Source organism: Aureimonas frigidaquae, from assembly GCF_001463905.1.
GTDB lineage: Bacteria > Pseudomonadota > Alphaproteobacteria > Rhizobiales > Rhizobiaceae > Aureimonas > Aureimonas frigidaquae.
On record NZ_BBWR01000017.1, the window covers coordinates 49593 to 72777 of the forward strand.

Genomic DNA, 23185 nt, shown 5'->3' on the forward strand with positions numbered 1-23185 from the left:
ATACGACATGCAGAACCATCCCATGCGGCAGGCGGTAGCGAGCGTTTTGAGCCAGGCCGGAGCCGATCCGAACCATTCCCTGGCCGAGCGTGACGTCCCCCGCCTCATTGATGCCGTCGCCGACAGTCTTCTGCCCGGCGTCCAGCACCTTGCGAACAAGGAGCCTTGGTATGCGTCCCGCGTGACATGGGGGGCGATCATTTCCGGCCTGGCGCCGCTGCTCGGGCTCGGGGCGGGGTGGCTCGACGCCGAACTCGGCGCGACGGCGCTCGCCTCGGCGGGCGCTGCCATCGGCGCAGGGCTGACCCTGTATGGACGCTGGCGCGCCCAGCGCCCGATCGGGCGATGAGCATGAGCGAGGATGCCCGCCCGGGCGTCGAGCTTGCCGAGCTCGATCCCGAGACCCAGGCCTTCCTGATGCGGCTGCGGCGCGAGGACGTCATTCTTCTGCAAGCGGGGATCGACCTTGTCCGCTCGGCCATGACGATCGGCCGCTTCTCCCGATGGTTGATCATCAGCCTTGTGGGGGCGGTGCTCGGCGGCGTCATGCTGGGCGAGGCGCTGATGAAGATCCTGGCCTGGTTCCGCAGCGCAGCACGCTGACGCTTAAAAGTATCAAAAAACATCATTGATATTATAGATGTTTGGTCGCAGAGTCGTCGTGTTGGGATGAGGGTGAGTTATGAGCGTAACCATCGGGGATGAGGTCGAGCGATGCGATGACGGCGAGCCGGGCGGCAGCGCCCGGCGCGAGCGTCCGGACGGGCTCGGGCGCTTCGTTCCCGCCCGGGCGGCCGGCGTGCCGTGGTTCCTGCAGACGCCCTGGTTCGTGTTCCTGCGCGCGGACGAAGCGCGTGCCGAGGCCGTGCCACGCTGCCAGCTCGATGACAGGACGATCGCCGATGCCATGGGCGATTGCGGCGCCATCACCGCCCTGCCGCAACCCGGCAGCATGGCCGCAGGACGGCGCTTCTCCGGCGGTGATCCATCCGATCCCGCCAACTGGCCTTTTCTGGGGTGAACCATGCCGATACCGCGCGGCATTCCGCTCTCGGCATGGTGAACAAAGACTTAACAGGAATGGTAGACATACGACGCAAGTCACGGCACATTAAGGCATATGAATATGCGTGATGACCGAGGTGCAGTCATGGCAGAAGACCGCGGCAACTTCGAAACGGCAATTGCCTCCGCCCTATCCGCGGATGCCCGGGCCGCTCTGCTCGTCAATGGGCGGCGCTTCGCGCGTGACCGTGTGCCCGGCGATGCACCGCGGCTGACGCTGGGCCACACCCAGGTGGTGGATTGGGCGCGCGGCAGCGCCGACGGTTCGGAACATGTCCTGACATTGCATGTGCACGGTGCCGGCGGCAGCAAGGCAGCGACCTTCGAGGTCATGGACCGCGTTTCGGCCCTTCTGGACGATGCGTTGCTGCCCTTCGACAATGGCAACCTCCTGCGGCTGAAGCTGCAATTCGCCAAGGCGCGCCAGGAGCCGGACGCAACCGATTATCACGGCATACTCCGCTTTTCTGCAACGCGGCAGCCGCTCGCCTGACAGGGCGTTCATGGCCCGTTCAAGCTCCATGGGCTAGAAGCGGGATCAATGAGGTCCGTCGCCGGAGCGGGAATGCCGAAAACCACCAGAGCCATGCTGGTTGCTGCCCTTCTGGGCCTGGCGCTGGACGCGCACAGTCCGGCCGCCGCAATGTCGTGGACAGGGGCCGGGCCCGAAGGCCGGCAGGAGCACCACGCGCGTGAGCGTGCAACGCTTGTCGCGCAGGGGAGCTGCTCGGCGGCGGCCTCGCAGGCCGCGGCACAGTCCGGCGGCCAGGTTCTTTCCGTTTCCGTAACGCAACAGGGCGGCCGTACGATCTGCGTCGTCACCGTTCTCGTGCCCGGTCGCGATGGTGATCGGCCGCGGCGCGTGACGGTTTCGATACCGCAGTAGGAACGGCGAGCATGCGCATTCTAGTCGTCGAGGACGATCGGGACCTCAACCGTCAATTAGCTGAAGCGCTCATCCAGGCCGGCTATGTGGTGGATCGCGCCGCTGACGGGGAGGAAGGGCATTTCCTGGGCGATACCGAGCCCTACGACGCGGTGATCCTGGATGTCGGGCTGCCCCGGATGGATGGCATCAGCGTGTTGGAGCGTTGGCGGCGTGATGGGCGGACCATGCCGGTGCTCATCCTGACGGCGCGGGACCGGTGGAGCGACAAGGTCGCGGGGATTGATGCCGGCGCCGATGATTACGTGGCCAAGCCCTTCCACGTGGAAGAGGTGCTGGCCCGGGTGCGCGCGCTGATCCGCCGGGCGGCGGGGCATGCATCCTCCGATATCCATTGCGGCCCCTTGCGGCTGGACACCCGCGCCTCCAGGGCGTCGCTCGACGGTACGCCCCTCAAGCTCACCTCGCACGAGTACCGGCTCCTGTCCTACCTGATGCACCATCAGGGGGAGGTCGTGTCGCGGGCCGTCCTGACCGAGCATATGTACGACCAGGATTTCGACCGGGATTCCAATACGATCGAAGTCTTCATCGGCCGTCTGCGTCGCAAGATCGGCAGCGATATGATCGAAACCGTCCGCGGCCTCGGCTATCGCCTGTCGCCGCCGACGCCATAGGCGCCGCCCGATGATCGGCCGGATCCGGCGTCGCCTGACCGACAGCCTGACCCTTCGGGTCATCCTCCTGTCCAGTCTCTGGGCGGTCGCGGCCTTCGTCGTCATCGGCAGCCTGATCTCCAGCCTATACAAAGATACGGCCGAGGCTGGATTCCAGGCCGTCGTGCGCGCGCAGCTTTTCAACCTCATCAACACGGTGGCCGTGCGGGACGGCGGCGTGCTCTCGGGCTCGCCGGACCTCGGCGACCTCAGCTATTCGCAGCCCCTGTCGGGCTGGTACTGGGAAGTGCTGCCGGCCAGCGACAACACCTCCGGCCGGCTCGCCTCCTTCTCGCTCGGGCCCGGCCGCATCGCGGCGCCGTCGACGGGCGAGGTGCCGTTCGACGGGCAGTATCGCCGCTCTTACGAGGCCCCGGGCCTGGACGGCGAAACCGTCTATGTCGAGGAGGCCGAAGTGGTGCTGGATGCCGACAACCATGCCGCCCGCTTTCGCGTCATGGGCAATGCCGACGTGGTCCGGGCAGACGTCGCCCGCTTCAACCGCAGGCTCTCGCTCTATCTCGGCGCCTTCGGCGCGGGGTCGATCCTGATCAACGCGCTTGCCATTCTGATCGGCCTGTCGCCGCTCGGCCGTGTCCGCCGTGCCCTGGGAGCGGTGCGCGCAGGGCGCAGCGAGCGCCTGGACGAGCGCCTCCCGCGGGAGGTCCGGCCCCTGGCCGTGGAGTTGAACGCGCTGATCGACAACAACCGCCGCATCGTCGAGCGCGCACGCACGCAGGTCGGCAATCTCGCCCACTCCCTGAAGACGCCCATCGCCGTCCTGACCAACGAGGCCGGCGCTATCGGGGGCGAGCAGGGGCGTATCGTGGCCGAGCAGAGCGAGCGCATGCGCATCCAGGTGCAGCATTACCTGGACCGGGCGCGGCGCGCGGCGTCCATCGAGGGAACGATCGTTCGGGCCCGGCTGCAACCCTCGGTCGAGCGGATCGTCAAGGTCATTGCGCGGCTGAACCCGGATCTGTCCGTCACCGTGGAGCGGACCCCGTCCGATTACGACCCTGTCTTTGCCGGTGAGCGCGAGGACCTGGAGGAGATGCTCGGCAATCTGATGGAGAACGCCGGCAAATGGGCGCGCAGCCGCGTCCTCGTGACCCTGTCCGACGCTGGTCCCGATCGCATCCGAGTGACGATCGACGATGATGGCCCGGGCCTGACGGCCGAGGAGATGCTCGAGGCGACGAAGCGCGGGCGACGGCTGGACGAAGCCAAGCCGGGCAGCGGCCTCGGCCTGTCCATCGTCGCCGATACGATTTTGCAATACCGCGGGGATTTTTTGTTGCAACGTGCCCCTTTGGGAGGGCTTCGCGCCGAAATGATCTTGCCACGGGCCGTTGAGGGCACGATGTCTTGAGCGTCACGGGGCACGTCCTGCCCCGCCGCATGTAACAGATGTCCCTCGTCGAGGTACCCGATGCCGATTGTCCTGCGTCCTGCCAGCCTTCTCATCCTGACCGCCGTCCTCAGCGGCTGCGTCACGAGTGGGGCTTCAAGGCAGGCGCCGGCCGTGCCGGACGGCAGCCTTGGCAGCGAATTGTCGGCGCTCGGCCTGACGGGCGACGCGCAGGGCGAGGCCGCACGCGCCGAGTATCAGGCGCTGCAGTTCGGTGCCGTCGGGCAGCCGATCGAATGGCGCAGCGGCGGCTATGCCGGGCAGGTCGTACCTACGCAGCTCTATCGCGTGGGGTCGCAGGACTGCCGTGGCTTCACCCATACGGTCACGCGCAGCGGGCGGACCACGCAGCAGGTCGGATCGGCCTGCCGCACCGGGGATGTCTGGACGCCCGTCGCCTGAGCCAAGGTGCCGCATCTGCGTGCGGCATGCGTGGCCTTGAGGCAATGTGATTGTGTTTTGACGCTCCGCTTTGCTAAAGCACGGTCAGGATTTGCCCCTGGCGCCACCCGGGTCCGGGGTAGGTCGCACCGAGGTGCCGGCAACGGAAACGAACCCTATGTTCTGGATCATCGCGGGCGCGCTGACATTGGTGGTGACGCTGGCAGCGGTCTGGCCCCTCCTGCGCCGTCAACCCGTGTCCATGCCCTCGCGTGCGGCACATGATGTGAGCGTGTATGCTGCGCAGCTCGACGAGCTCAGCGCCGATCTGCGGCGCGGCGCCATCGGCACGCAGGAAGAGCGCATCGCACGTGCGGAGATTGGACGCCGCCTGATCAAGGCGGATCGCGCCGCCCGGCAGATGTCGGACGGGACCGCCGCCCGCGCCCCCGCCCTGGCCATACCCGTTCTGATCGTCGTGCCGCTCCTGGCCCTCATCGGCTACTGGAACTTCGGCACGCCGCAGGCCGGCGACATGCCGCTTGCCCTGCGGGCGGCAGAGCCTGCGCCGACCGATGTCGCCGCCCTCGTCGCACGGGCGGAGGCGCGGCTTGCCACCAATCCGGAGGAAGGCCAGGGCTGGGACGTTCTGGCCCCGATCTATCTTCGGATGGGAGATGCGCAGAAAGCCGTGACGGCCTTCGGCCGCGCGTCCGAACTGCTCGGCCCGAGCCCCGCACGCCTGAGCGGCCTGGGCGAAGCGCAGGTCATGCAGGCGGAGGGCCGCGTTACCGATGCGGCCGCGGCGTCCTTCCGCGCGGCGCTCGCCCTCGATCCGCAGATCCTGCTTCCCAGATTCTTCCTGGCGCTGCAACTCAGCCAGGAGGATCGCTTCGCAGAGGCCGCCCCGGCCTGGGAAGCGCTCATCGCGGGCAGCCCGGACACTGCCCCCTGGATGCCGCTGGCCCGCGCTGCGCTCGACGATGCGCGCGGACGCCTTGGCGGCGTTGCCGGTGCGACTTCCGGTCCGGCGGTTCCGCCCCCGTCGCAGGATGCCGTGGCCGCCATGGCGCAATTGCCCGAGCAGGAACGCCAGGCGCAGATCGCGGCCATGGTGGACGGGCTTGCCGCGCGGCTGGAGGCGGAGCCAGACGATATCGAGGGCTGGAAGCGGCTGATCCGCTCCTATAGCGTCCTGGGCGATGGCACACGCGCCCGGGAGGCCGTGTCGAAGGCGCAGGACAGTTTTGCGGAAGGCTCGCCCGAGCGCGCGCAGATCACCGGTCTTGGCCAGGAGCTCGGCCTGACGCCGACACAGGAAAGGAGCGCGCCATGACACGCAAGCAGAAGCGCTTCGCCACCCTTGCGGGCATGGTCGGGGTTGTCGCCGTGGCTGCCGGGCTCGTCCTGACGGCGCTTTCGGACAGTGTCGCCTTCTTCAACTCGCCTACCGAGGTCGCCGCGCGGGCGCCGGATACGGGGCAGCGGATCCGGCTGGGCGGCCTGGTGGAGACGGGCTCGGTCGAGCGCGGCGGAAACACGGTGCGCTTCCGCGTGACGGATACGGTCGAAAGCGTGCCGGTGGTCTATACGGGGCTTCTGCCCGACCTGTTCCGGGAGGGGCAGGGCGTGGTGACCGAAGGCACGCTCGGCCCGGACCGCGTGTTCCTGGCCGATACGGTGCTCGCCAAGCACGACGAAAACTACATGCCGAAAGAGGTCGTCGACGATATGAAGGCCCGGGGTATCTGGCAGGAGGGTGAGCCCCTGCCGCAAGCCAGCGTCGGGCGGGGTACCGGCTCGTGACGGTCGAGCTCGGCCATTTCGCGCTGGTGCTGGCGGCGGTTTTGTCGCTGGTCCAGTCGGTGCTGCCGATGATCGGCGCGCGGCGCGGCAACACCCGTTTGATGGAGCTGGGCTCCAACACGGCCATCGGCATTTTCGCCCTGCTGAGCCTTGCCTTCGCGGCGCTTACCATGGCTTACATCACCTCCGATTTCTCGGTGCTGAACGTCGTCCAGAATTCCCATTCCCTCAAGCCGATGCTCTACAAGATCACCGGCGTCTGGGGGAACCATGAGGGGTCGATGCTCCTCTGGGTGCTCATCCTCGCCTTCTTCGGCGCCCTGGTGGCAAGTTTCGGGCGGGACCTGCCTGCAACGCTCAAAGCCAATGTTCTGGGGGTCCAGGCCTGGATCACGCTGGCGTTCCTGGCCTTCATCCTCATGACGTCCAATCCCTTCACGCGGATCTTTCCCGCGCCGATGGAAGGCCAGGATCTCAATCCCATCCTGCAGGATATCGGCCTCGCCATTCATCCGCCGCTTCTCTACCTCGGCTATGTCGGCTTCTCGATCTCGTTCTCCTTTGCCGTCGCGGCCTTGATCGAGGGGCGGATCGACGCCGCCTGGGCGCGCTGGGTCCGCCCCTGGACGCTGGCGGCCTGGATCTGCCTGACGGCCGGCATTTCCATGGGCTCCTACTGGGCCTATTACGAGCTGGGGTGGGGCGGCTGGTGGTTCTGGGACCCGGTCGAAAACGCCTCCTTCATGCCGTGGCTGTCCGGCACGGCGCTCCTGCATTCGGCTTTGGTCATGGAAAAGCGCTCGGCCCTGAAGATCTGGACCGTGCTCCTGGCCATCCTGACCTTCTCCCTGTCGCTGCTCGGCACGTTCCTGGTGCGGTCCGGCGTTCTGACCTCGGTCCATTCCTTTGCCGTGGATCCGGAGCGCGGCGTCTTTATCCTGGGGATCCTGGCCCTGTTCATCGGCGGCTCGCTCGCGCTCTTCGCCTTCCGCGCCAGCGAGCTGGGGAGCGGCGGCCTTTTCGCGCCGATCTCGCGCGAGGGATCGCTCGTCCTGAACAATCTGTTCCTGACCACCGCCACGGCCACGGTGCTGATCGGAACCCTCTATCCCCTGATCCTCGAGGTGCTGACCGGCGAGAAGATCTCGGTCGGCGAGCCGTTCTTCAATCTGACATTCGGCCCCCTGATGGTGCCGCTGCTCCTGGCCGTCCCCTTCGGGCCGCTCCTGGCCTGGAAGCGGGCCGACCTTGCCGGAGCTGCGCAGCGCCTCTACCTGGCGGTGGGGCTGGCGCTTGCCGTCGTCATCGTCACGCTGGCCGTAACGCAGGGCGTACGCATCCTCGCCGCCTTCGGCTTCGGCCTTGCCGTCTGGCTGATGGCCGGCAGCCTGACGGATCTCGCCTACCGCGCGGGCCTGCCCAAGGCATCGTCGGGCGTGGCCTGGCGCCGCCTGAAAGGGCTGCCGCGCTCGGCCTTCGGAACGGCGCTCGCCCATTTCGGGCTGGGGGTGACCCTGCTCGGCATCGTCACCGTCAGCGCCTTCGAAACGGAGACCGTCACCGTCATGCAGCCCGGCGACAGCATCGCCGTCGGCGGCAACAGCCTGCGCTTCGAGGCCATGGAAGAGCGTGAGGGGCCGAATTACCAGGACATGGTCGGCATCTTCTCCCTGGTTCGGGAGGGCAGCCGTACCGTGACGATCGAAAGCGCCAAACGCTTCTATCCGGCGCGGCAAATGCCGACGACGGAGGCGGGGATCTACACCCATCTCTTCAGCCAGACCTATGTTTCGCTGGGGGATGCGCAATCCAATGGCGGCGCCAACGTGGTGCGTGTCTGGTACAAGCCACTCGTGACGCTGATCTGGTACGGGACGGTCCTGATGGCGCTGGGTGGCATGGTGTCGCTCGCCGACCGCCGGTTGCGCATCGGGGCGCCGTCGCGGCGCAGCCGCCGCGTGTCGGACGTACCGGCATGAGGCGGCTTTTCATCATGCTGGCCCTGTTCCTTGGGCTCTGTGCACCGGCTATGGCGGTACAACCGGACGAAATCCTGGCCGATCCCGCCATGGAGGCGCGGGCCCGGGACATTTCCGCCGGCCTGCGCTGCCTCGTCTGCCAGAACCAGTCGATCGACGACAGCGATGCGCCGCTGGCGCGGGACCTGCGCGTCCTGGTCCGCGACCGGCTGGAGGCCGGCGACAGCGATGGCGAGGTCATGTCCTATATCGTCGCGCGCTACGGCGAATTCGTCCTGCTGCGGCCGCCCTTGCGCCTCGGCACGCTCCTGCTCTGGGGTTTGCCGGTGCTTCTGCTCCTGTCGGGCGGGCTCTACCTCTGGCTGTCCAGCCGCCGTGCGACGGGGTCCGAGAACGGCCTGAGCGCGGAGGAGGAGCGCGCCCTGGAGGCGATCGTCCGGCGCCGGGAGCGGGGCTGAAGCGCCGGTCAACCTTACGAAGATTTCATGCGGCAGAAAACATGCCGTAAGTCTGGAAACCCTACATCTGAGCGCGACAGGGAAGGCCGCACCTTCCCGAAAGAGGCAACATCTCGAAAGGTCGCTCGATGTTCAAACTCGTGAATTCCCGTTACAAGCGTCAGGTCAGCGCCGCGGCCCTTGCGGCCGGTGTGGCGGGTTTCGCCATGGGCGGTGTGTTGACCAACACGCTGCCGAGCCAGGCCGAACCGGTGACCGTTCAGGCTCCGGCCGTGCAGTTCGGCTTTGCGGACGTGGTGCAGAAGGTTTCCCCGGCGGTCGTGTCGGTGCGCGTGCGCGGCGAGACGCGCCCCGTGGCTTCCCGCGGGACGGAGAACTTCCAGTCGCCTTTCGATAACCTGCCCGAAGATCACCCGCTGCGCCGCTTCTTCGAGTTCGGCACGCCAGGCGCGCCGGGCATGCCGGGCGGCCGCGAAGGCCCTCGCGCACAGCAGCCGCGCCAGACGATGGCCCAGGGCTCCGGCTTCTTCGTGTCGGAGGATGGTTACCTCGTCACCAACAATCACGTCGTCTCCGACGGCAACAATTTCACCGTCGTGACCGATGACGGCAAGGAATACGACGCCGAACTGGTCGGTACCGACCAGCGCACCGACCTGGCTGTCCTGAAGGTGAACGAGCCCGATGTGAAGTTCACCTATGTGGACTTTGCCGACGACACCAAGATGCATGTGGGCGACTGGGTCGTGGCCGTGGGCAACCCCTTCGGTCTCGGCGGCTCGGTGACGGCTGGCATCATCTCAGCCCGAGGCCGCGATATCGGCGCCGGTCCCTATGACGACTTCCTGCAGATCGACGCGGCCGTGAACCGCGGCAATTCCGGTGGGCCGGCCTTCAATCTCGAGGGCAAGGTCGTGGGCGTGAACACGGCCATCTACTCGCCCTCCGGCGGCAATGTCGGCATCGCCTTCGCCATTCCGGCGACGACCGTCTCCAGCGTCGTCAATTCGCTGCGGGAGAAGGGATCGGTGCAGCGCGGCTGGCTCGGCGTGCAGATCGCGCCAGTGAGCAAGGACATTGCCGATGCGGTCGGGCTGGCGCAGGACAAGGGCGCCATCGTGACCCTTCCCGACAACGAGACCCCGGCCTCCAAGGCCGGTATCCGGACGGGCGACGTCATCACCGCCGTCAACGGTCAGACCATCGACAATCCGCGTGAGCTGGCCCGCGACATCGCGAACTTCCAGCCGGGCGCGGAAGTCGACATTACGGTCTGGCGCAATGGCAGCGCAGAGGACGTCAAGGTCAAGCTCGGCGATCTGTCTTCGCTCGACGAATCGGCCTCGGCCGCCAACCCGTCGCGGGTGCCGACCGATCCGTCGGCGCTGACCGGCTACGGGCTGAAGCTCGCACCGTCGGACGATGGAAATGGCGTGGTGGTGACCGATCTCGATCCGGAGTCGCAAGCGGCCGTGAAGGGCGTCCAGGTGGGCGATGTGATCGTGGCCGTCAACGGCACGGAAGTGACGAGCCAGAAGGATGTCGAAGCGGCCATCAAGGCAGCCTCGGACTCAGGCCGCAAGGCGGCGCTGTTCCAGCTCCGCACGGGCGATCAGAACCGCTTCGTGGCGCTGCCCATCTCCGAGGGCTGACGGCCGGCTCACGAGCACGGCGAAGGGGGCGCGTTCCATGCGAAGGCGCCCCCTTCGTTCATTCACGTCGGTCCACCGAGGGAGTGAATGCCATGCAATTGCAGCCCGCGAGCGAGTTTCCAGCGGCGCGAAACGACGCTACAGCTTTTTCCATGAAAATCCTGCTGATCGAAGACGACAACGAGGCGGCGGCCTATCTCGTCAAGGCGCTGCGCGAGGCCGGCCATGTGGCCGACCGTGCGGGCGATGGCGATACCGGCTTCCATATGGCCGATACGCATGGCTACGACGCCTGGATCGTCGATCGGATGCTGCCGGGGCGTGACGGGCTGTCGCTCATTTCGGAGCTACGGCGCAAGGGCAACCACACGCCGGCTCTGATCCTGTCGGCGCTCGGCCAGGTCGATGACCGCGTCACCGGCCTGCGTGCCGGCGGCGACGACTACCTTACCAAGCCGTTCTCCTTCTCCGAGCTTCTGGCGCGGATCGAGGTGCTGGGCCGCCGGCGGGGAGGCAAGGACCAGGAAACGCTGTACCGTGTGGGCGATTTGGAGCTCGACCGCCTCTCGCACGAGGTACGGCGTGCCGGCAAGCCGATCATCCTGCAGCCGCGGGAGTTCCGTCTGCTCGAATATCTGATGAAGCATGCCGGCCAGGTGGTGACGCGCACCATGCTCCTGGAAAATGTCTGGGACTACCATTTCGACCCGCAGACCAACGTGATCGACGTGCATATTTCGCGCCTGCGCTCCAAGATCGAACGTGATTTCGGCAGCCCGCTCCTGCATACGGTGCGCGGCTCCGGCTACATCATGCGGGCGGACTGACGCGCGTGAAGCGCCTGCGTGCACTCATGCGGATGACATCCGTCCGCCTGTCGGCCATCTTCCTGGCGCTCTTCGCCATCTTCGCCGTGGTGCTCGTCGTCTACGTGACCGCCACGGCGGCCGGCATTCTGCAGCAGCAGAGCCGCGCCGTCATCACCGACGAGATCCGCGAGCTCGGCGGCGTCTATGCCAGGGGCGGGATCGTCGGGCTCGTTCGCTCCATCGACCAGCGTTCGCGCCAACCCGGCGCCTCGCTCTATCTCGTCACCGATGCGACGGGGCGGATATTGTCGGGCAACGTCCAGAGCCTCGATCCCGGCATATTGGACCGCGCGGGCTTTATTTCCGTGCCCTTCGGCTATGAGCGCTTCACGGAGGATTCCGAGGATCGCTACCATCTTGCGGTGGCGGAGGTCGTCTCCCTGCCGAACGGCATGCGCATTCTGGTCGGCCGCGATACGACGGATCTCGACCGCATCCGCCTGGTGGTGCGCGACGCGCTGGTTCTGGCGCTGGGGCTCATGGGCGCGGGTGCGCTCTTTGCCTGGCTCCTGGTCGGGCGCCGGGCGCTCCAGCGGCTCGACCTAATGTCCCGCTCGTCCCGCCGTATCCTGGCCGGTGACCTGTCGGAACGGCTCCCGGTCACCGGTGCGGGGGACGAGTTCGACCGCCTGTCGGAGAACATGAACACGCTCCTGGCCCGGGTGGCCCTGCTGCAGGAGGGGCTGCGACAGGTCTCCGACAATATTGCCCATGATCTGAAGACGCCTCTGACGCGCCTGCGCAACCGGGCCGAGGCCGCCTTGATCGATCGCTCGTCCGATCCGCGCCAGGCGCTGGACGCCGCGGTGACAGAGGCGGACCAGATGATCCGCACCTTCGACGCGCTCCTGATGATCGGCCGTGTGGAGGCCGGGTCCCACCCGGTGGAAAAGGTGAAGGTGGACCTTGCCGCCATGGCCGCCGACGTGGCCGAGCTTTACGAGCCCGTCGCCGAGGAAGCCGGCGCCACCTTGTCCATCGATGCGCCGCTGCCGGTTCCGGCCATGGTCAGCCGCGAGCTGATCGCCCAGACCTTGGCCAACCTGATCGACAATGCCCTGAAATACGGGACCGGCAATCCGGCGCCGCAGGTCAGCGTGCGTGTGAGCGCCAAGGACGGGTTCTGCCGCATCAGTGTTGCCGATAACGGGCCGGGCATCCCGGACGATCAGAAGGAGCGCGTCTTCGAGCGCTTCTACCGGCTGGATCGCAGCCGCACCCGTCCGGGCTCGGGGCTCGGCCTTTCGCTTGTCCAGGCCATTGCGCGCCTGCATGGCGGGCGGGTACGCATAGAGGATGCCGCGCCGGGGCTCCGGGTGGTGATCGACATACCGGACGGACTTGCAGCATCCTGAGCTTGCCGTCCGGGGGCATGCCGGGGGGATGTGAATGACGGGACTGTTGATGACCGGGCCGGGCATGCTTTCGCCCCTCGACGCGGCGCGGGCCAAGGCCTTCCTGGCCGACCTTTCCCTACGGGCCGAGGAAGCCGGCTGCACGGGGCTGCAGCGATTCTTAGGCGAGCCCTCGCCGGAACGGGACAGGCTCGGTGCCGTGCTCGATCTGTCGATCTATCTCAACCGCCTCATGCTGTCGCGGCCGGACTGGCTGGAGCCGCTGACCCGCGATGAGGGACAGGCGCGGCTTGAGGATATCCTGGCGCAACTGGGCAAGCCGATCCCGGCGGATGCCGGCGAGAAGGAGGAGATGTCAGCCCTTCGCATCGCCAAGGCCGAATTCAGCCTGATCCTCGCCCTTCTCGATCTGTTCGAGGTGGAAGACGAGGATTTCGTCACCCGCAAGCTCTCGGCCCTCGCCGAGGCGACGGTTCGCCGGGCGCTGCGCTTCTGCCTGTTAGATCTCGACCGGCGGGGTCAGTTGCGCCTGCCCGACAAGGAGCAGCCGGAACGCGGGTGCGGCCTGTTCGTGCTGGGCATGGGCAAACTCGGCGGGCGGGAACTCAACTATTCCAGCGATATCGACCTGATCCTCCTGTTCGAGCCCGAAGTGCCGGCCGTCGTCGATCCGGCGGAAAGCGTGGAGATGTTCTCTCGCGTGGCGCGGCGGCTGGTGCGCATGATCGGCGAGCGGACGGGCGATGGCTATGTCTTCCGGATGGACCTGCGGCTGCGCCCCGATCCATCCGCCATGCCGCTCGCCATTCCGGTGCCGACAGCGCTCATCTATTATGAAAGCGCCGGCCGCGACTGGGAACGCGCCGCCATGATCAAGGCGCGTTGCATTGCCGGCGATGCGGCGGCTGCGGGTGAGTTCCTGTCGGCGATCACGCCCTTCGTGTACCGGCGCTACCTCGACTTCGCCGCCATCCGCGACATCCAGAACATGAAGGACCGGATCGACCGGCACCGCGGCTTCAGCGGCATCGCCATTGCCGGGCACAACGTCAAGCTCGGACGCGGCGGCATCCGGGAGATCGAGTTCATCGCGCAGACGCAGCAGCTCATCGCCGCGGGCCGCGCCCCGGAACTGCGGCAGCGGCGCACCGTCGATACCCTGGCCAGGCTGGCCGAAGGGGGGTGGATCGCCGCATCCGTCGCGCAGGAGCTGACGGGCTGCTACTGGTTCCTGCGCCATATCGAGCATGTCCTGCAGATGCTCGCCGACGACCAGACACACACGGTGCCGGACGCGCCGGACGATCTGGAACGCGTGGCGCGCCTGGCCGGCTTTGCGGATGCCAAGGCTTTCGGTGCGGCGCTGACGCAATGCCTTGTGACGGTGGACCGCCACTTCGCCACGCTCTTCGATGGCCGGGGGCAGGGGCGCGAGCACCCCGTCACGGCCCTCCTGTCGGACGAGACCGACCGGGAGGCCCTCGACGTCCTGGCGGAGCAGGGCTACCAGCGCCCGCAGGACGTGGCGCATATCGTGGCGGGGTGGGGCGCCAAGCGCTACCGTGCCATGCGCTCGGACGCGGCGCGCGAGCGGCTGGAAGCCGCGCTGCCGACCATTCTCTCGACCTTTGCCGGCGGGCGCGATCCCGACAGCGCCATCGCTATGCTGGACCGCTTCCTGGCCGGTCTTCCGGCCGGCGTGCAGTTCTTCGCACTGATCGCGTCCAATCCAAGGCTCCTGGATCTTCTGGCGCTGATCATCACCTCGGCGCCCGGACTGTCGGAGACGATCTCGCACCGCCCGCATGTCTTCGATGCGCTGATCGACCCCAATTTCTACGGAGAAATGCCGACCCGCACGGTGATCGGCGAACGACTGGCCGCCTTCCTGGCGGATTCACCCAGCCACGAGGACCGGCTCGACCGGCTGCGGATCTTCGCCACCGAGCAGAAGTTCCGAATCGGCGTGCGCCTGCTATCGGGCGCCATCGAGGGGGAGGAGGCCGGTTACGCCTTCACCGATCTGGCGGAGGTCATCATTCCCGCCCTGCTGCGTTCGGTGGAAGACGAGTTTGCGGCCCGCCACGGCCGGGTGGCGGGTGGCCGGATCGCCCTTCAGGGCCTTGGCCGGCTGGGCAGCCGCGAGCTGACCGCCTCATCCGATGTGGACCTGATCCTCTTTTACGATCACGATGCCGAGGCCGAGGAGTCGGATGGCGAGCGCCCGCTGCCGACATCCACCTACTACACGCGGCTCACGCAGAGGCTGATCGCGGCCCTGTCCTCTCCCATGGCGGAGGGCGTCCTCTACGAGGTCGATTTTCGCCTGCGCCCCTCCGGCAACAAGGGGCCACTCGCCACGCATGTCGATTCCTTCCGGCGCTACCAGGCCAGCGAGGCCTGGACCTGGGAGCGCATGTCCCTGACGCGCTCGCGCCCCATCGCGGGCGATGCCGGGCTACTCTGCGAGGTGGCCTCCATCATCCGCGAGGCCATCGCGGTACACCACACGGATCAGAAGCTCGCTGGCGACGTGTCGTCCATGCGGCGGCGGATCGAGCGGGACAAGCCGGCCCGCGGCCCGCTCGACCTGAAGCTGTTGCCGGGCGGCCTGATCGACCTGGAATTCATGGCCCAATGGGCCGTGCTGGCCGAGGCGGTTCCGGCCGATATGGTCGGCGCGCCGACGGCCGACATCCTGGCCGCGTTGGAGCGGGCACGGCCCGACCTTGGCGATGGGCATCTGACGGACGCCATCCGCGCCTTTACCCGGATCGTCCAATTGAACCGGCTGGGCAGCGGCAGCGCCCGCAAGGTCGAGGATCTTCCGCGTGGACTGGCAGAGCGCATGGCGCAGGCGCTCGACCTGGCCGGTATTGAAGAGATCGAGCCCTGCCTTGGCGAACGCGCCGCGGCCGTTCGGGCAATCTTCGATCGACTGCTCCCCGAGCCACCTCAGGACTGAGTGGCCGCGGCACCCGGCGTGGTGGCGAGGGGCATGCGGAAGGAGACGACCGTTCCATGCCCGACCCGGCTTGAAATGCGCATTGAGCCGCCCTGCAACTCGACCAGCGAGCGGGCGATGGCAAGGCCGAGGCCCGTGCCCTTGTTGGTCCGGGTCAACTCGTTTTCCACCTGTTCGAAGGGCCGGCCGAGCTTGTTGAGCGCCGATGGCGGAATGCCGATGCCCGTATCGGCGATGGAGATATAGGCGCTGCCCCCCGCCACGCGCGTGCGCAGGCGGATCGTGCCGCCTTCGGGCGTGAACTTGACCGCGTTGGAGATGAGGTTGAGCAGCACCTGCTTGACGGCCCGGCGGTCGCCCTGCATCGACATGCCGCCCGACAATTCGCGGCGCACGTCGAGCCGCCGCGCCCGTGCCTGGACGTCCAGGATGCGCAGCGCCTCGCCCGCCACGGCGCCGACGTCGATCTCCTCCCGCGCCATGACCATGCGCCCCGCCTCGATCTTCGACATGTCGAGGATGTCGTCGATGAGCTTCAGGAGGTAGTGGCCGCTCTGGTGGATGTCGGACGCGTATTCGCTGTATTTTTCGTTGCCGATCGGCCCGAAGGCGCTGTCGCGCATGATTTCGGAGAAGCCGATGATCGCGTTGAGCGGCGTGCGCAACTCATGGCTCATATTGGCCAGGAAGGTGGTCTTGGCCCGGTTGGCACTCTCGGCCCGGTCCTTCTCGACGCTGTAGCTCTCGTTCATCTCGGCCAGCGCGCGTGCCTTGGCTTCGGCATCGCGCCGCGCGGCCGAAAGGTCGTTGATCGTCGCCATCAGGCGGCGCTCGCTGTCGCTCAGCCGCTCCTGGTGGAGCTTGAGCTGGGTGATGTCGGTGCCGATGGAAACGTAGCTGCCATCGCCCATCCGCCGCTCGGACACCTGCAGCCAGCGGCCATCGGCCAGGAGCGCTTCGGATGCGCGCTCGCCGGCCACGAAGCTGGGGGAGGTGAGCTTGCGCTCGGCAATGGGCTTGCGGGAGCGCTGCAGGATGGTTTCCCGCGGGGTGCCGGAAATGATGTCCCGGTCGGACAGGCCGAACACTTCCTGATATTTGGAATTGCACAGGACGAGCTTGTCCTGGCTGTCCCACAGGACGAAGGTCTCGGACACGTTCTCGATGGCGTTCTGGAGCCGGGTGTTCGCCTCGCTCGTCATGCGGGCCAGGGTCTGGTTCTCGCTCACATCGACAGCCACGCCGATCAGGCGGATATCGTTCTGGGTGTTGCGGACCACCTCGGCGCGGGCGCGCAGCCAGATATACTGCCCGTCGGAGCGGCGCATCCGGAAGGAGCGCTCCATATTGACGAGCTTGCCGGAGGCGATCTGCCGCGCGATCTCGAAGAAGCTGCCATCCTCCGGGTGGATCAGGCGGGATACCTCGCCGAAGGACAGGACGCCTTCCTGCGCCCGCATGCCCAGAATTTCGTACATGGAGCGGGACCAGTACATGCGCCCCCGCGCCAGGTCCCAGTCCCAGAGTCCGCAGCGCCCGCGTGACAGGGCCGTATCCACGCGCTGATGCGCCTCGGCAAGCATGGCGTCGGTTGCCGCCACGCGCGCGGACTGCCGGAAGTAAGCCAACAGGATCGCCAGAAGGACCACGCCCGTCATGGCGAAGAGCGTGACGCTGATGGAGGCGATCCGCCGCCAGTCGGCATAGAGGAGCGGTTCAGGCTGGATAAGGATGGCGGCGCCGAGCGGCGCCTTCAGGACGGCGCCGGCCACAAGCGACATCTCGCCGCCGACCTCGGTGCGCATGACGCCCGCTTCCTCGCCGAAGACGAGCAGCGCCTCGGCCGGGCCGAGGACCGAGGTGGCATCGCGTCCGACCATGTCGCTCGCCGACGATGTCGCCGCCACCACGCGGCCGGAGAGATCCGTGACCAGGACCCGCGCGCCGCGCGCGGAAAATTCCGGCGGGAGCGACTGGCCGATCAGACGGTTCGCCCGGTCTGCCGCGGCCGGCAGCTCGAGCGTCGAATCCACGAGCCGCATCAGCGTGGCATTGGCGCTCAGCTTTTCGCGCGCCGCGTTCTCGACGTCGTGCCGATGCTCCATCAGCGCGACGAAGCGGGTAAAGGCCAGGACCAGCAGGAACAGGACCGTCAGGAAGGGAATGGCCTTGCGAAGCAGCGGCTCCCAACCGGCCAGATTGGCGGCCGGATCCCCCAGGAACCGCGTCAGGCGATGTGCGACACCTTCCAGCGAGCGGACCGTCGAACGCATGGGCGTAAAGCGTCTGGCGGCGCCTCCGGCAGATGCCTTACCAGCGTCCGCAACCATGGCTCGTACCCCCGTATGCCGCCATGCGCCCGCCGCGTTCGTCCGCGTTTGCGCCCCCGAATCGGCCCCAATGAATCAGAGGCCGAATCGGTTGTCCAGCCGCCCAAGGCGCAAATTGCTTGCCAAAGGCTGAACGCCTGCCGCTTCACGCAAGCGTGCGGTCCAGAATGTCCTTCAGATCGCGCGACAGGCCTGGACGCGCTTGCAACTGGCGCAGGGCCTCCTGCGCCGCCGCACGCCGCCCGGGCTCCATCGAGCGCCAGGAGCGGAAGGCCGTCGCCATGCGGGCGGCCGTCTGCGGATTGAGCGCGTCGAGCTCCGCCAGCATGCCGGCCATCCAGCGGTAGCCGGCGCCGTCGGCCTGGTGGAAGACGTAAGGGTTGAGGCCCGCCACCCCCGCCAGGACGGCGCGCGCGCGGTTCGGATTGGCGAGCCGGAACTTCGGATGGGCGACCAGCGCCTCCACCCGCGCCAGCGTGCCGGCATGCGGCGCGCTGGCCTGCAGCATGAACCACTTGTCCAGGACCAGCGGGTCTTCTTCGAAGCGGTCATAAAAGGCGGCGAGGGCCTGCCGCGTGGCGGCATCCTCCGGAAACTGGTGGGCGAGTACGGTCAGTGCGGCCAGACGATCGCTCATATTGCGCGATGCCGCAAAAGCCTCCTGCGCCAGCTCGCTCGTGCCGAGCGCCGCCGACAGGGGTGCCAGCAGCGTGTTGCGCAGGGCGCGGCGCCCTGCGCTGTCGGCCGATGGCGAAAAAGCCTCTTGCGTGTCGAGCGCCGCGCGCAGCCGCTCGAACGCCGCCTTGCCGCGATGCCCCAGGGCGGCGAGCATCTCTACGCGCACATCGTGAACGCGGTCTGTATCGACATTGTCGGCCACCAGGCGGGTGATCTCGGCCTCGCCCGGCAGGCTTGCCATCTGCGCCCGAAGCGCGGGTTCGAGGGCTTCGTCCTGCGCCGCCTCGACCATGGCATCGAGCATCCGCTCGTCCGGCGTGCCTGCGCCGCCGGAGCGCACGGCCGCTGCCAGCGCATCGCCCACCATGTCGGTCAAGGCACGCCAGCGGCCGAAGGGGTTCGGGTCCAGCCGCGCCAGCGCGAGCCGGTCCTGCGACGACTCTTTATAGGCAAGCTGCACCGGGGCACTGAAGTCCCGCAGGATCGACAGGTAGGGGCGTTCGTCCAACCCTTCGAAGACGATCGTCGCCTGCTCCTGCGTCAGGTGGATCACGTCCGCCTCCACACGTGTGTCGGCGCTGTGAAGCGCGGGTGCAAGATCGCCCCCGTTGCGCCCGACCAGGCCGAATCGCACGGGAATGTGCATGGGGAGCGTGCCGGTGCCGGCAGCGCCCGCCTGGAGCGATTGCCGCAACTCCAGCGTCAGGCGGCCGGATGTCTCGTCGAAGATCTGGCGGACCTCGAGCTGCGGCGTCCCGGCCTGGCGGTACCAGAGGAAGAACTGCGTCAGGTCTGCGCCCGATGCATCCTCGAAGCAGGCGATGAAATCCTCCACCGTTGCGGCATCGCCGTCATGCCGCTCGAAATAGAGATCCATCCCCTTGCGGAAGGCATCCTGCCCCAGGATCGTCGCGATCATGCGGACCAGTTCGGCGCCCTTGTCGTAGATGGTCGCCGTGTAGAAATTGTTGATCTCCCGGTAGGCGACGGGCCGCACCGGGTGCTGCAATGGCCCCTGGTCCTCCGGGAACTGGTTGGCCTTCAGCCCGTGCACGCTGGCGATGCGCTTGACCGGCCGCGACCGCTCGTCCGACGAAAACTCTTGGTCGCGATAGACGGTAAGCCCTTCCTTGAGGCAGAGCTGGAACCAGTCGCGGCAGGTGATGCGATTGCCCGTCCAGTTGTGGAAATACTCATGCGCAATGACGGTTTCGACGCCGGCATAGTCGGCATCCGTCGCCGTGTCGGGATCGAGCAGAACGTATTTGTGATTGAAGACGTTGAGGCCCTTATTCTCCATCGCGCCCATGTTGAAATCGGAGATGGCGACGATGTTGAAGACGTCGAGGTCGTATTCCCGGCCGAACCGCCGCTCGTCCCACCGCATGGAGCGCTTCAGCGCATCCATGGCATAGCCCGCGCGCTCCGCGAGGCCGGGCTCGGTGTAGATCGTCAGGGAGACATCCCGTCCGCTCGCCGTGGTGTAGCTGTTATGCAGGGAGTCGAGCCGGCCGGCGACGATGGCGAAGAGGTAGGACGGCTTGGGGAAGGGATCGTCCCAGACGGCGAAGTGACGCAGCGCGTCCGCCGGGTCGCCACCCTCTGAGGCGCCGGGCAAGGGCCCGCCTTCGACCGGATTGCCATTGGCCAGAAGGACGGGCGCGGCGTTCCGGTCGGCTTCCAGCCGCACGCGGTAGGTGGCAAGAACATCCGGCCGGTCCAGGAAATAGGTGATGCGGCGGAAGCCTTCCGCCTCGCACTGGGTGCACCAGATGCCGTTGGACCGGTAGAGGCCCATGAGCTTGGTGTTCGTTTCCGGCACGACGCGCGTGCCGATCGTCAGGCGGAACTCTCCCGTTGCGGGAAGGTCACGGATGGTCAGTCCGTCCGGGCCGGCATCGAAACGCGCCGCGTCGAGCGGTTCGTCACCAAGGGAAAGCCCCGTCAGGACGAGCTCGTCGCCGTCCAGCATCAGAGGCGCCGTGACATCCGCGCCGTCCCGCCGGCTTAGATCCATCCGGGTGGTGATATCCGCATGGCCTTCGAACAGGCGGATCGTCATATCGACATGGCGGATGGCGAAATCGGTCTGGCGGTAATCCTCGAGCCGAACCGGGGCTCCGTCCTCGTTCCGCATGCTCTTTCCTTTCGGCTGCGCTGTGCATCGGTCAGCCCGTTTTCGTTAAACCCGTGCTCACGAATTGCCAACGGCCGGAGCCCAAGTTTATCGGCCGATGCCTCGACGCGCCGCCACGCCGACACTAAGACCGGCATAGCAATACCCGTCCGCCCTCCCGCCGCCTGCGAAAGCTCCTGCCATGGCCAGCCCGACCGCGCCCCTCCGTCCCGAGGCGAGACCGCTCCATGGTATCGGCCTGAAGGTGATCTCCGTGCTCATCTTCGTGGGAATGCAGACCTGCCTGAAGGCCTTGGGGGATACGGTCCCCGCCGGGCAGATGGTGTTCTTCCGGTCCTTCTTCGCGCTGCTGCCGGTCGCCATCTATCTCTGGTGGCTCGGTGATCTGCGCACGGCGCTCCATACGGACGATCTGGGCGGCCATTTCATCCGCGGCGTCGTCGGCGTCACCTCCATGGGGCTCGGCTTCTTTGCGCTGTCGCAGCTTCCCTATCCGGAATGGATATCCCTGTCCTACGCGTCGCCGCTTTTGACGGTCGTCTTCGCCGCGCTGATCCTGCACGAAACCGTGCGCGCCTACCGGTGGATCGCCGTGCTGGTTGGCCTGTCGGGCATCATCGTGGTTGCGGCGCCGAGTTTTTCTATGTCGCGGGCCGATCTCGACGCCGGCCATGCCGTGGGCGTCCTCGCTTCCCTCGGCGGTGCGGCCATGGCGGCCATCGCCATGATCCAGGTCCGGCGCCTCGTCGCCCGCGAGAAGACGGCGACGATCGTCGTCTACTTCTCGCTCACCAGCACGCTCATATCGCTGGTGACCATACCCTTCGGCTGGGTCTTGCCGAACGGCCCGCAGGCAGCGCTGCTGATCGGGGCGGGCCTGTGCGGCGGTGTCGCGCAGCTCCTGTTGACGGCAAGCTACCGCTATGCCGACGCCTCGACCATCGCCCCCTTCGAATATACATCCATGATCATGGCCATCGTGCTCGGCTACTATCTCTTCGGAGAAGAGGTCCGGGCGAACACCCTGGTCGGGGCGATGATCGTCATCGGGGCCGGGCTCTTCATCATCTTCCGCGAGCACCGGCTGGGCCTGGAGCGGCGGCGGGCACGCAAGGTCAGCCCACCATCTCCCTGATCCTGTCGGCCGGCAGGTTTTCGGGGGCGTTCGGGTCGGGCTCCGGCGGCGTCGGCTTGGCCGGCTCCGGCTGCGGTGTGACCGGGCTCGGCGGTATGTCGTCGTCGTTGGGAATGGCCTCGCTTAGGTCCGATCCACGCGGATCGAGCGCGAAGGTGGCGGGCGTCTGGGTGCGCGCCAGCGGGGTGGACTGGAAGTCCTCCCGGATCTCGGCCGGCACGGGTTGCCGCCGCGTCGTGCGGTAGAGCGAATAGGCCGCATAGACCAGGTGCGCGCTGCCCGTGGCGACGAAGATGCCCATGGGGCCGTAGCTTTCCATCAGCCAGGCAGCCAGCAGGGGGCCGCCCATCGTGCCGAAGCCGTACAGGATTAGCATGCCCCCGGAAATTTTCACGAAGTCGGCCGCGTCGGCATAGTCGTTGGCATGGGCGACGGCGAGCGAATAGGCCGGGTAGATCATCCCGCCGAGCAGGAAGGCCAGGAAGAACAGGACGCCCGGCGTCGTCGTCGACAGGCCGATGGCGATGGTCGCCACGACCGCGCCTATCGCCCCGATGGCCGTCATCACCATGCGCCGGTCCACCCGGTCCGACAGCCGGCCGAGCGGATACTGGAAGATCATGCCGCCGGCCATGGTCGCCACCAGGAGCGTCGCGATGCTGGCCGTGGAAAAGCCGATTTCCGTGCCGAAGACCGGCGCCATATTGGTCCAGGCACCTGCCAGCACGCCCGCCAGGAACACCCCCAGGGCCGCCGCCGGCGAATTGCGGAAGATCGCCTTCAGATCCAGCCGCACCTGCGTGAGCGGCTTGGGTGACTGCGCCCGGGACAGGGCGTTGGGGATCACCGCCATGCAGAAGAAGATGGCGCAGATCATGAAGGGCACGGTCAGGAGGGGCTGGGTCAGCGGCAGCACGTACTGGCCGGACATCATCGCCGCCATGGAGATCATCATGTAGAGCGAGAAGATCTTGCCGCGTGATTCGTTGGTGACGCGCTCGTTCAGCCAGCTTTCGATGATCATGTAGGACCCGGCCAGGGCAAAGCCGGACACGCCGCGCAGCAATATCCAGGCGATCGGATGCACGATCATGGCATGCAGAAGCACGGCGACCGCCAGAAGTGCCGCCAGGCTGCAGAAGGTGCGCACATGGCCGGCGCTGCGCACCAGGCGCGGCGCCACCAGGCAGCCGACCGTGAAGAAGACGGCATATCCCGTGCCTAGTAGCCCGATCTCGTAGGCGGACCAGCGCTCCAGCGAGCCGCGCACCGGCAGGAGGATACCCTGCAGCCCGGCCCCGACCATCAGGAAGAAGGTCGAGGACAGAAGAGAAATGATCGGCAGGAGTTGCGCACGCATGT

At 67.1% G+C, this 23185-nt stretch carries 20 protein-coding genes; 17 read left to right on the plus strand and 3 right to left on the minus strand.

Annotated features, from left to right (window positions below):
- The first annotated feature begins 7 nt into the window (after nucleotides 1–7).
- The 16 genes from AUL30_RS16340 to AUL30_RS16415 all read left to right on the plus strand — a co-directional run bounded on the left by AUL30_RS16340 (nucleotide 8) and on the right by AUL30_RS16415 (nucleotide 15543).
- Nucleotides 8–349, plus strand: a complete 342-nt coding sequence (locus AUL30_RS16340; RefSeq protein WP_062228971.1) for a hypothetical protein — start codon at nucleotides 8–10, stop codon at nucleotides 347–349.
- 2 nt (nucleotides 350–351) lie between these two features.
- Nucleotides 352–603 (plus strand): hypothetical protein, encoded by a 252-nt coding sequence (locus AUL30_RS16345; RefSeq protein ID WP_062228972.1) that lies wholly within the window; start codon nucleotides 352–354, stop codon nucleotides 601–603.
- A gap of 79 nt (nucleotides 604–682) precedes the next feature.
- On the plus strand, nucleotides 683–1021 hold the full coding sequence (locus tag AUL30_RS16350) for a hypothetical protein (RefSeq protein WP_062228973.1): 339 nt from the start codon (nucleotides 683–685) through the stop codon (nucleotides 1019–1021).
- 129 nt (nucleotides 1022–1150) lie between these two features.
- Nucleotides 1151–1558: a DUF3168 domain-containing protein gene (locus tag AUL30_RS16355; protein ID WP_083508006.1), complete on the plus strand. Its 408-nt coding sequence runs from the start codon at nucleotides 1151–1153 to the stop codon at nucleotides 1556–1558.
- A gap of 72 nt (nucleotides 1559–1630) precedes the next feature.
- Complete coding sequence (locus AUL30_RS16360; RefSeq protein ID WP_157070251.1) at nucleotides 1631–1951, plus strand: hypothetical protein; 321 nt, start codon at nucleotides 1631–1633, stop codon at nucleotides 1949–1951.
- Nucleotides 1952–1962: 11 nt separating this feature from the next.
- The gene (locus AUL30_RS16365) at nucleotides 1963–2628 is read left to right on the plus strand and encodes a response regulator (protein ID WP_062228976.1); all 666 of its coding nucleotides are present in this window, start codon (nucleotides 1963–1965) and stop codon (nucleotides 2626–2628) included.
- Between the two features lie 10 nt (nucleotides 2629–2638).
- Complete coding sequence (locus AUL30_RS16370) at nucleotides 2639–4039, plus strand: ATP-binding protein (RefSeq protein WP_062228977.1); 1401 nt, start codon at nucleotides 2639–2641, stop codon at nucleotides 4037–4039.
- 60 nt (nucleotides 4040–4099) lie between these two features.
- A complete protein-coding gene (locus AUL30_RS16375) occupies nucleotides 4100–4480 on the plus strand; it encodes a hypothetical protein (RefSeq protein WP_062228978.1) in 381 nt (126 codons plus the stop codon).
- Between the two features lie 157 nt (nucleotides 4481–4637).
- On the plus strand, nucleotides 4638–5795 hold the full coding sequence (gene ccmI / locus AUL30_RS16380; protein ID WP_062228979.1) for a c-type cytochrome biogenesis protein CcmI: 1158 nt from the start codon (nucleotides 4638–4640) through the stop codon (nucleotides 5793–5795).
- Nucleotides 5792–6265 carry a cytochrome c maturation protein CcmE gene (gene ccmE, locus AUL30_RS16385; protein ID WP_062228980.1) on the plus strand — a complete coding sequence of 158 codons (474 nt, stop codon included), beginning with the start codon at nucleotides 5792–5794 and terminating at the stop codon, nucleotides 6263–6265. Before ccmI ends, ccmE begins: the two co-directional genes overlap by 4 nt.
- Nucleotides 6262–8244: a heme lyase CcmF/NrfE family subunit gene (locus tag AUL30_RS16390; RefSeq protein ID WP_062228981.1), complete on the plus strand. Its 1983-nt coding sequence runs from the start codon at nucleotides 6262–6264 to the stop codon at nucleotides 8242–8244. Before ccmE ends, AUL30_RS16390 begins: the two co-directional genes overlap by 4 nt.
- Complete coding sequence (locus AUL30_RS16395; protein WP_062228982.1) at nucleotides 8241–8702, plus strand: cytochrome c-type biogenesis protein; 462 nt, start codon at nucleotides 8241–8243, stop codon at nucleotides 8700–8702. The genes AUL30_RS16390 and AUL30_RS16395 overlap by 4 nt, the downstream gene beginning before the upstream one ends.
- A gap of 128 nt (nucleotides 8703–8830) precedes the next feature.
- Nucleotides 8831–10354 carry a Do family serine endopeptidase gene (locus AUL30_RS16400; RefSeq protein ID WP_062228983.1) on the plus strand — a complete coding sequence of 508 codons (1524 nt, stop codon included), beginning with the start codon at nucleotides 8831–8833 and terminating at the stop codon, nucleotides 10352–10354.
- A gap of 152 nt (nucleotides 10355–10506) precedes the next feature.
- Nucleotides 10507–11181, plus strand: a complete 675-nt coding sequence (locus tag AUL30_RS16405; RefSeq protein ID WP_062228984.1) for a response regulator transcription factor — start codon at nucleotides 10507–10509, stop codon at nucleotides 11179–11181.
- Between the two features lie 26 nt (nucleotides 11182–11207).
- Entirely contained in the window at nucleotides 11208–12578 is a 1371-nt protein-coding gene (locus tag AUL30_RS16410; RefSeq protein WP_083508007.1) for a sensor histidine kinase, read from the plus strand.
- A 34-nt stretch (nucleotides 12579–12612) separates the two neighbouring features.
- On the plus strand, nucleotides 12613–15543 hold the full coding sequence (locus tag AUL30_RS16415) for a bifunctional [glutamine synthetase] adenylyltransferase/[glutamine synthetase]-adenylyl-L-tyrosine phosphorylase (protein WP_062228986.1): 2931 nt from the start codon (nucleotides 12613–12615) through the stop codon (nucleotides 15541–15543).
- Here AUL30_RS16415 and AUL30_RS16420 read toward each other — a convergent pair.
- Both AUL30_RS16420 and pepN read right to left on the minus strand, forming a co-directional pair.
- Nucleotides 15534–17816, minus strand: a complete 2283-nt coding sequence (locus AUL30_RS16420; RefSeq protein ID WP_244490873.1) for a PAS domain-containing sensor histidine kinase — start codon at nucleotides 17814–17816, stop codon at nucleotides 15534–15536. The genes AUL30_RS16415 and AUL30_RS16420 overlap by 10 nt on opposite strands.
- A 202-nt stretch (nucleotides 17817–18018) precedes the next feature.
- Nucleotides 18019–20688: an aminopeptidase N gene (gene pepN / locus AUL30_RS16425; RefSeq protein WP_062228988.1), complete on the minus strand. Its 2670-nt coding sequence runs from the start codon at nucleotides 20686–20688 to the stop codon at nucleotides 18019–18021.
- A gap of 181 nt (nucleotides 20689–20869) precedes the next feature.
- Here pepN and AUL30_RS16430 point away from each other — a divergent pair, with 181 nt between their 5' ends.
- The gene (locus AUL30_RS16430) at nucleotides 20870–21823 is read left to right on the plus strand and encodes a DMT family transporter (protein ID WP_062228989.1); all 954 of its coding nucleotides are present in this window, start codon (nucleotides 20870–20872) and stop codon (nucleotides 21821–21823) included.
- On the opposite strand, the gene AUL30_RS16435 is transcribed toward AUL30_RS16430, so the two are convergent.
- Nucleotides 21804–23183 carry an MFS transporter gene (locus AUL30_RS16435; protein ID WP_083508008.1) on the minus strand — a complete coding sequence of 460 codons (1380 nt, stop codon included), beginning with the start codon at nucleotides 23181–23183 and terminating at the stop codon, nucleotides 21804–21806. The genes AUL30_RS16430 and AUL30_RS16435 overlap by 20 nt on opposite strands.
- Nucleotides 23184–23185: the final 2 nt, after the last annotated feature.

Excerpts from the sequence above, each read along its gene's own strand:
- AUL30_RS16340 (WP_062228971.1), top strand. The coding sequence starts at position 8 with ATGCAGAACCATCCCATGCGGCAGGCGGTAGCGAGCGTTTTGAGCCAG.
- AUL30_RS16345 (WP_062228972.1), top strand. The coding sequence starts at position 352 with ATGAGCGAGGATGCCCGCCCGGGCGTCGAGCTTGCCGAGCTCGATCCC.
- AUL30_RS16350 (WP_062228973.1), top strand. The coding sequence starts at position 683 with ATGAGCGTAACCATCGGGGATGAGGTCGAGCGATGCGATGACGGCGAG.
- AUL30_RS16355 (WP_083508006.1), top strand. The coding sequence starts at position 1,151 with ATGGCAGAAGACCGCGGCAACTTCGAAACGGCAATTGCCTCCGCCCTA.
- AUL30_RS16360 (WP_157070251.1), top strand. The coding sequence starts at position 1,631 with ATGCCGAAAACCACCAGAGCCATGCTGGTTGCTGCCCTTCTGGGCCTG.
- AUL30_RS16365 (WP_062228976.1), top strand. The coding sequence starts at position 1,963 with ATGCGCATTCTAGTCGTCGAGGACGATCGGGACCTCAACCGTCAATTA.
- AUL30_RS16370 (WP_062228977.1), top strand. The coding sequence starts at position 2,639 with ATGATCGGCCGGATCCGGCGTCGCCTGACCGACAGCCTGACCCTTCGG.
- AUL30_RS16375 (WP_062228978.1), top strand. The coding sequence starts at position 4,100 with ATGCCGATTGTCCTGCGTCCTGCCAGCCTTCTCATCCTGACCGCCGTC.
- ccmI (WP_062228979.1), top strand. The coding sequence starts at position 4,638 with ATGTTCTGGATCATCGCGGGCGCGCTGACATTGGTGGTGACGCTGGCA.
- ccmE (WP_062228980.1), top strand. The coding sequence starts at position 5,792 with ATGACACGCAAGCAGAAGCGCTTCGCCACCCTTGCGGGCATGGTCGGG.
- AUL30_RS16395 (WP_062228982.1), top strand. The coding sequence starts at position 8,241 with ATGAGGCGGCTTTTCATCATGCTGGCCCTGTTCCTTGGGCTCTGTGCA.
- AUL30_RS16400 (WP_062228983.1), top strand. The coding sequence starts at position 8,831 with ATGTTCAAACTCGTGAATTCCCGTTACAAGCGTCAGGTCAGCGCCGCG.
- AUL30_RS16405 (WP_062228984.1), top strand. The coding sequence starts at position 10,507 with ATGAAAATCCTGCTGATCGAAGACGACAACGAGGCGGCGGCCTATCTC.
- AUL30_RS16410 (WP_083508007.1), top strand. The coding sequence starts at position 11,208 with ATGCGGATGACATCCGTCCGCCTGTCGGCCATCTTCCTGGCGCTCTTC.
- AUL30_RS16415 (WP_062228986.1), top strand. The coding sequence starts at position 12,613 with ATGACGGGACTGTTGATGACCGGGCCGGGCATGCTTTCGCCCCTCGAC.
- AUL30_RS16420 (WP_244490873.1), bottom strand. The coding sequence starts at position 17,816 with ATGCGTTCGACGGTCCGCTCGCTGGAAGGTGTCGCACATCGCCTGACG.
- pepN (WP_062228988.1), bottom strand. The coding sequence starts at position 20,688 with ATGCGGAACGAGGACGGAGCCCCGGTTCGGCTCGAGGATTACCGCCAG.
- AUL30_RS16430 (WP_062228989.1), top strand. The coding sequence starts at position 20,870 with ATGGCCAGCCCGACCGCGCCCCTCCGTCCCGAGGCGAGACCGCTCCAT.
- AUL30_RS16435 (WP_083508008.1), bottom strand. The coding sequence starts at position 23,183 with ATGCGTGCGCAACTCCTGCCGATCATTTCTCTTCTGTCCTCGACCTTC.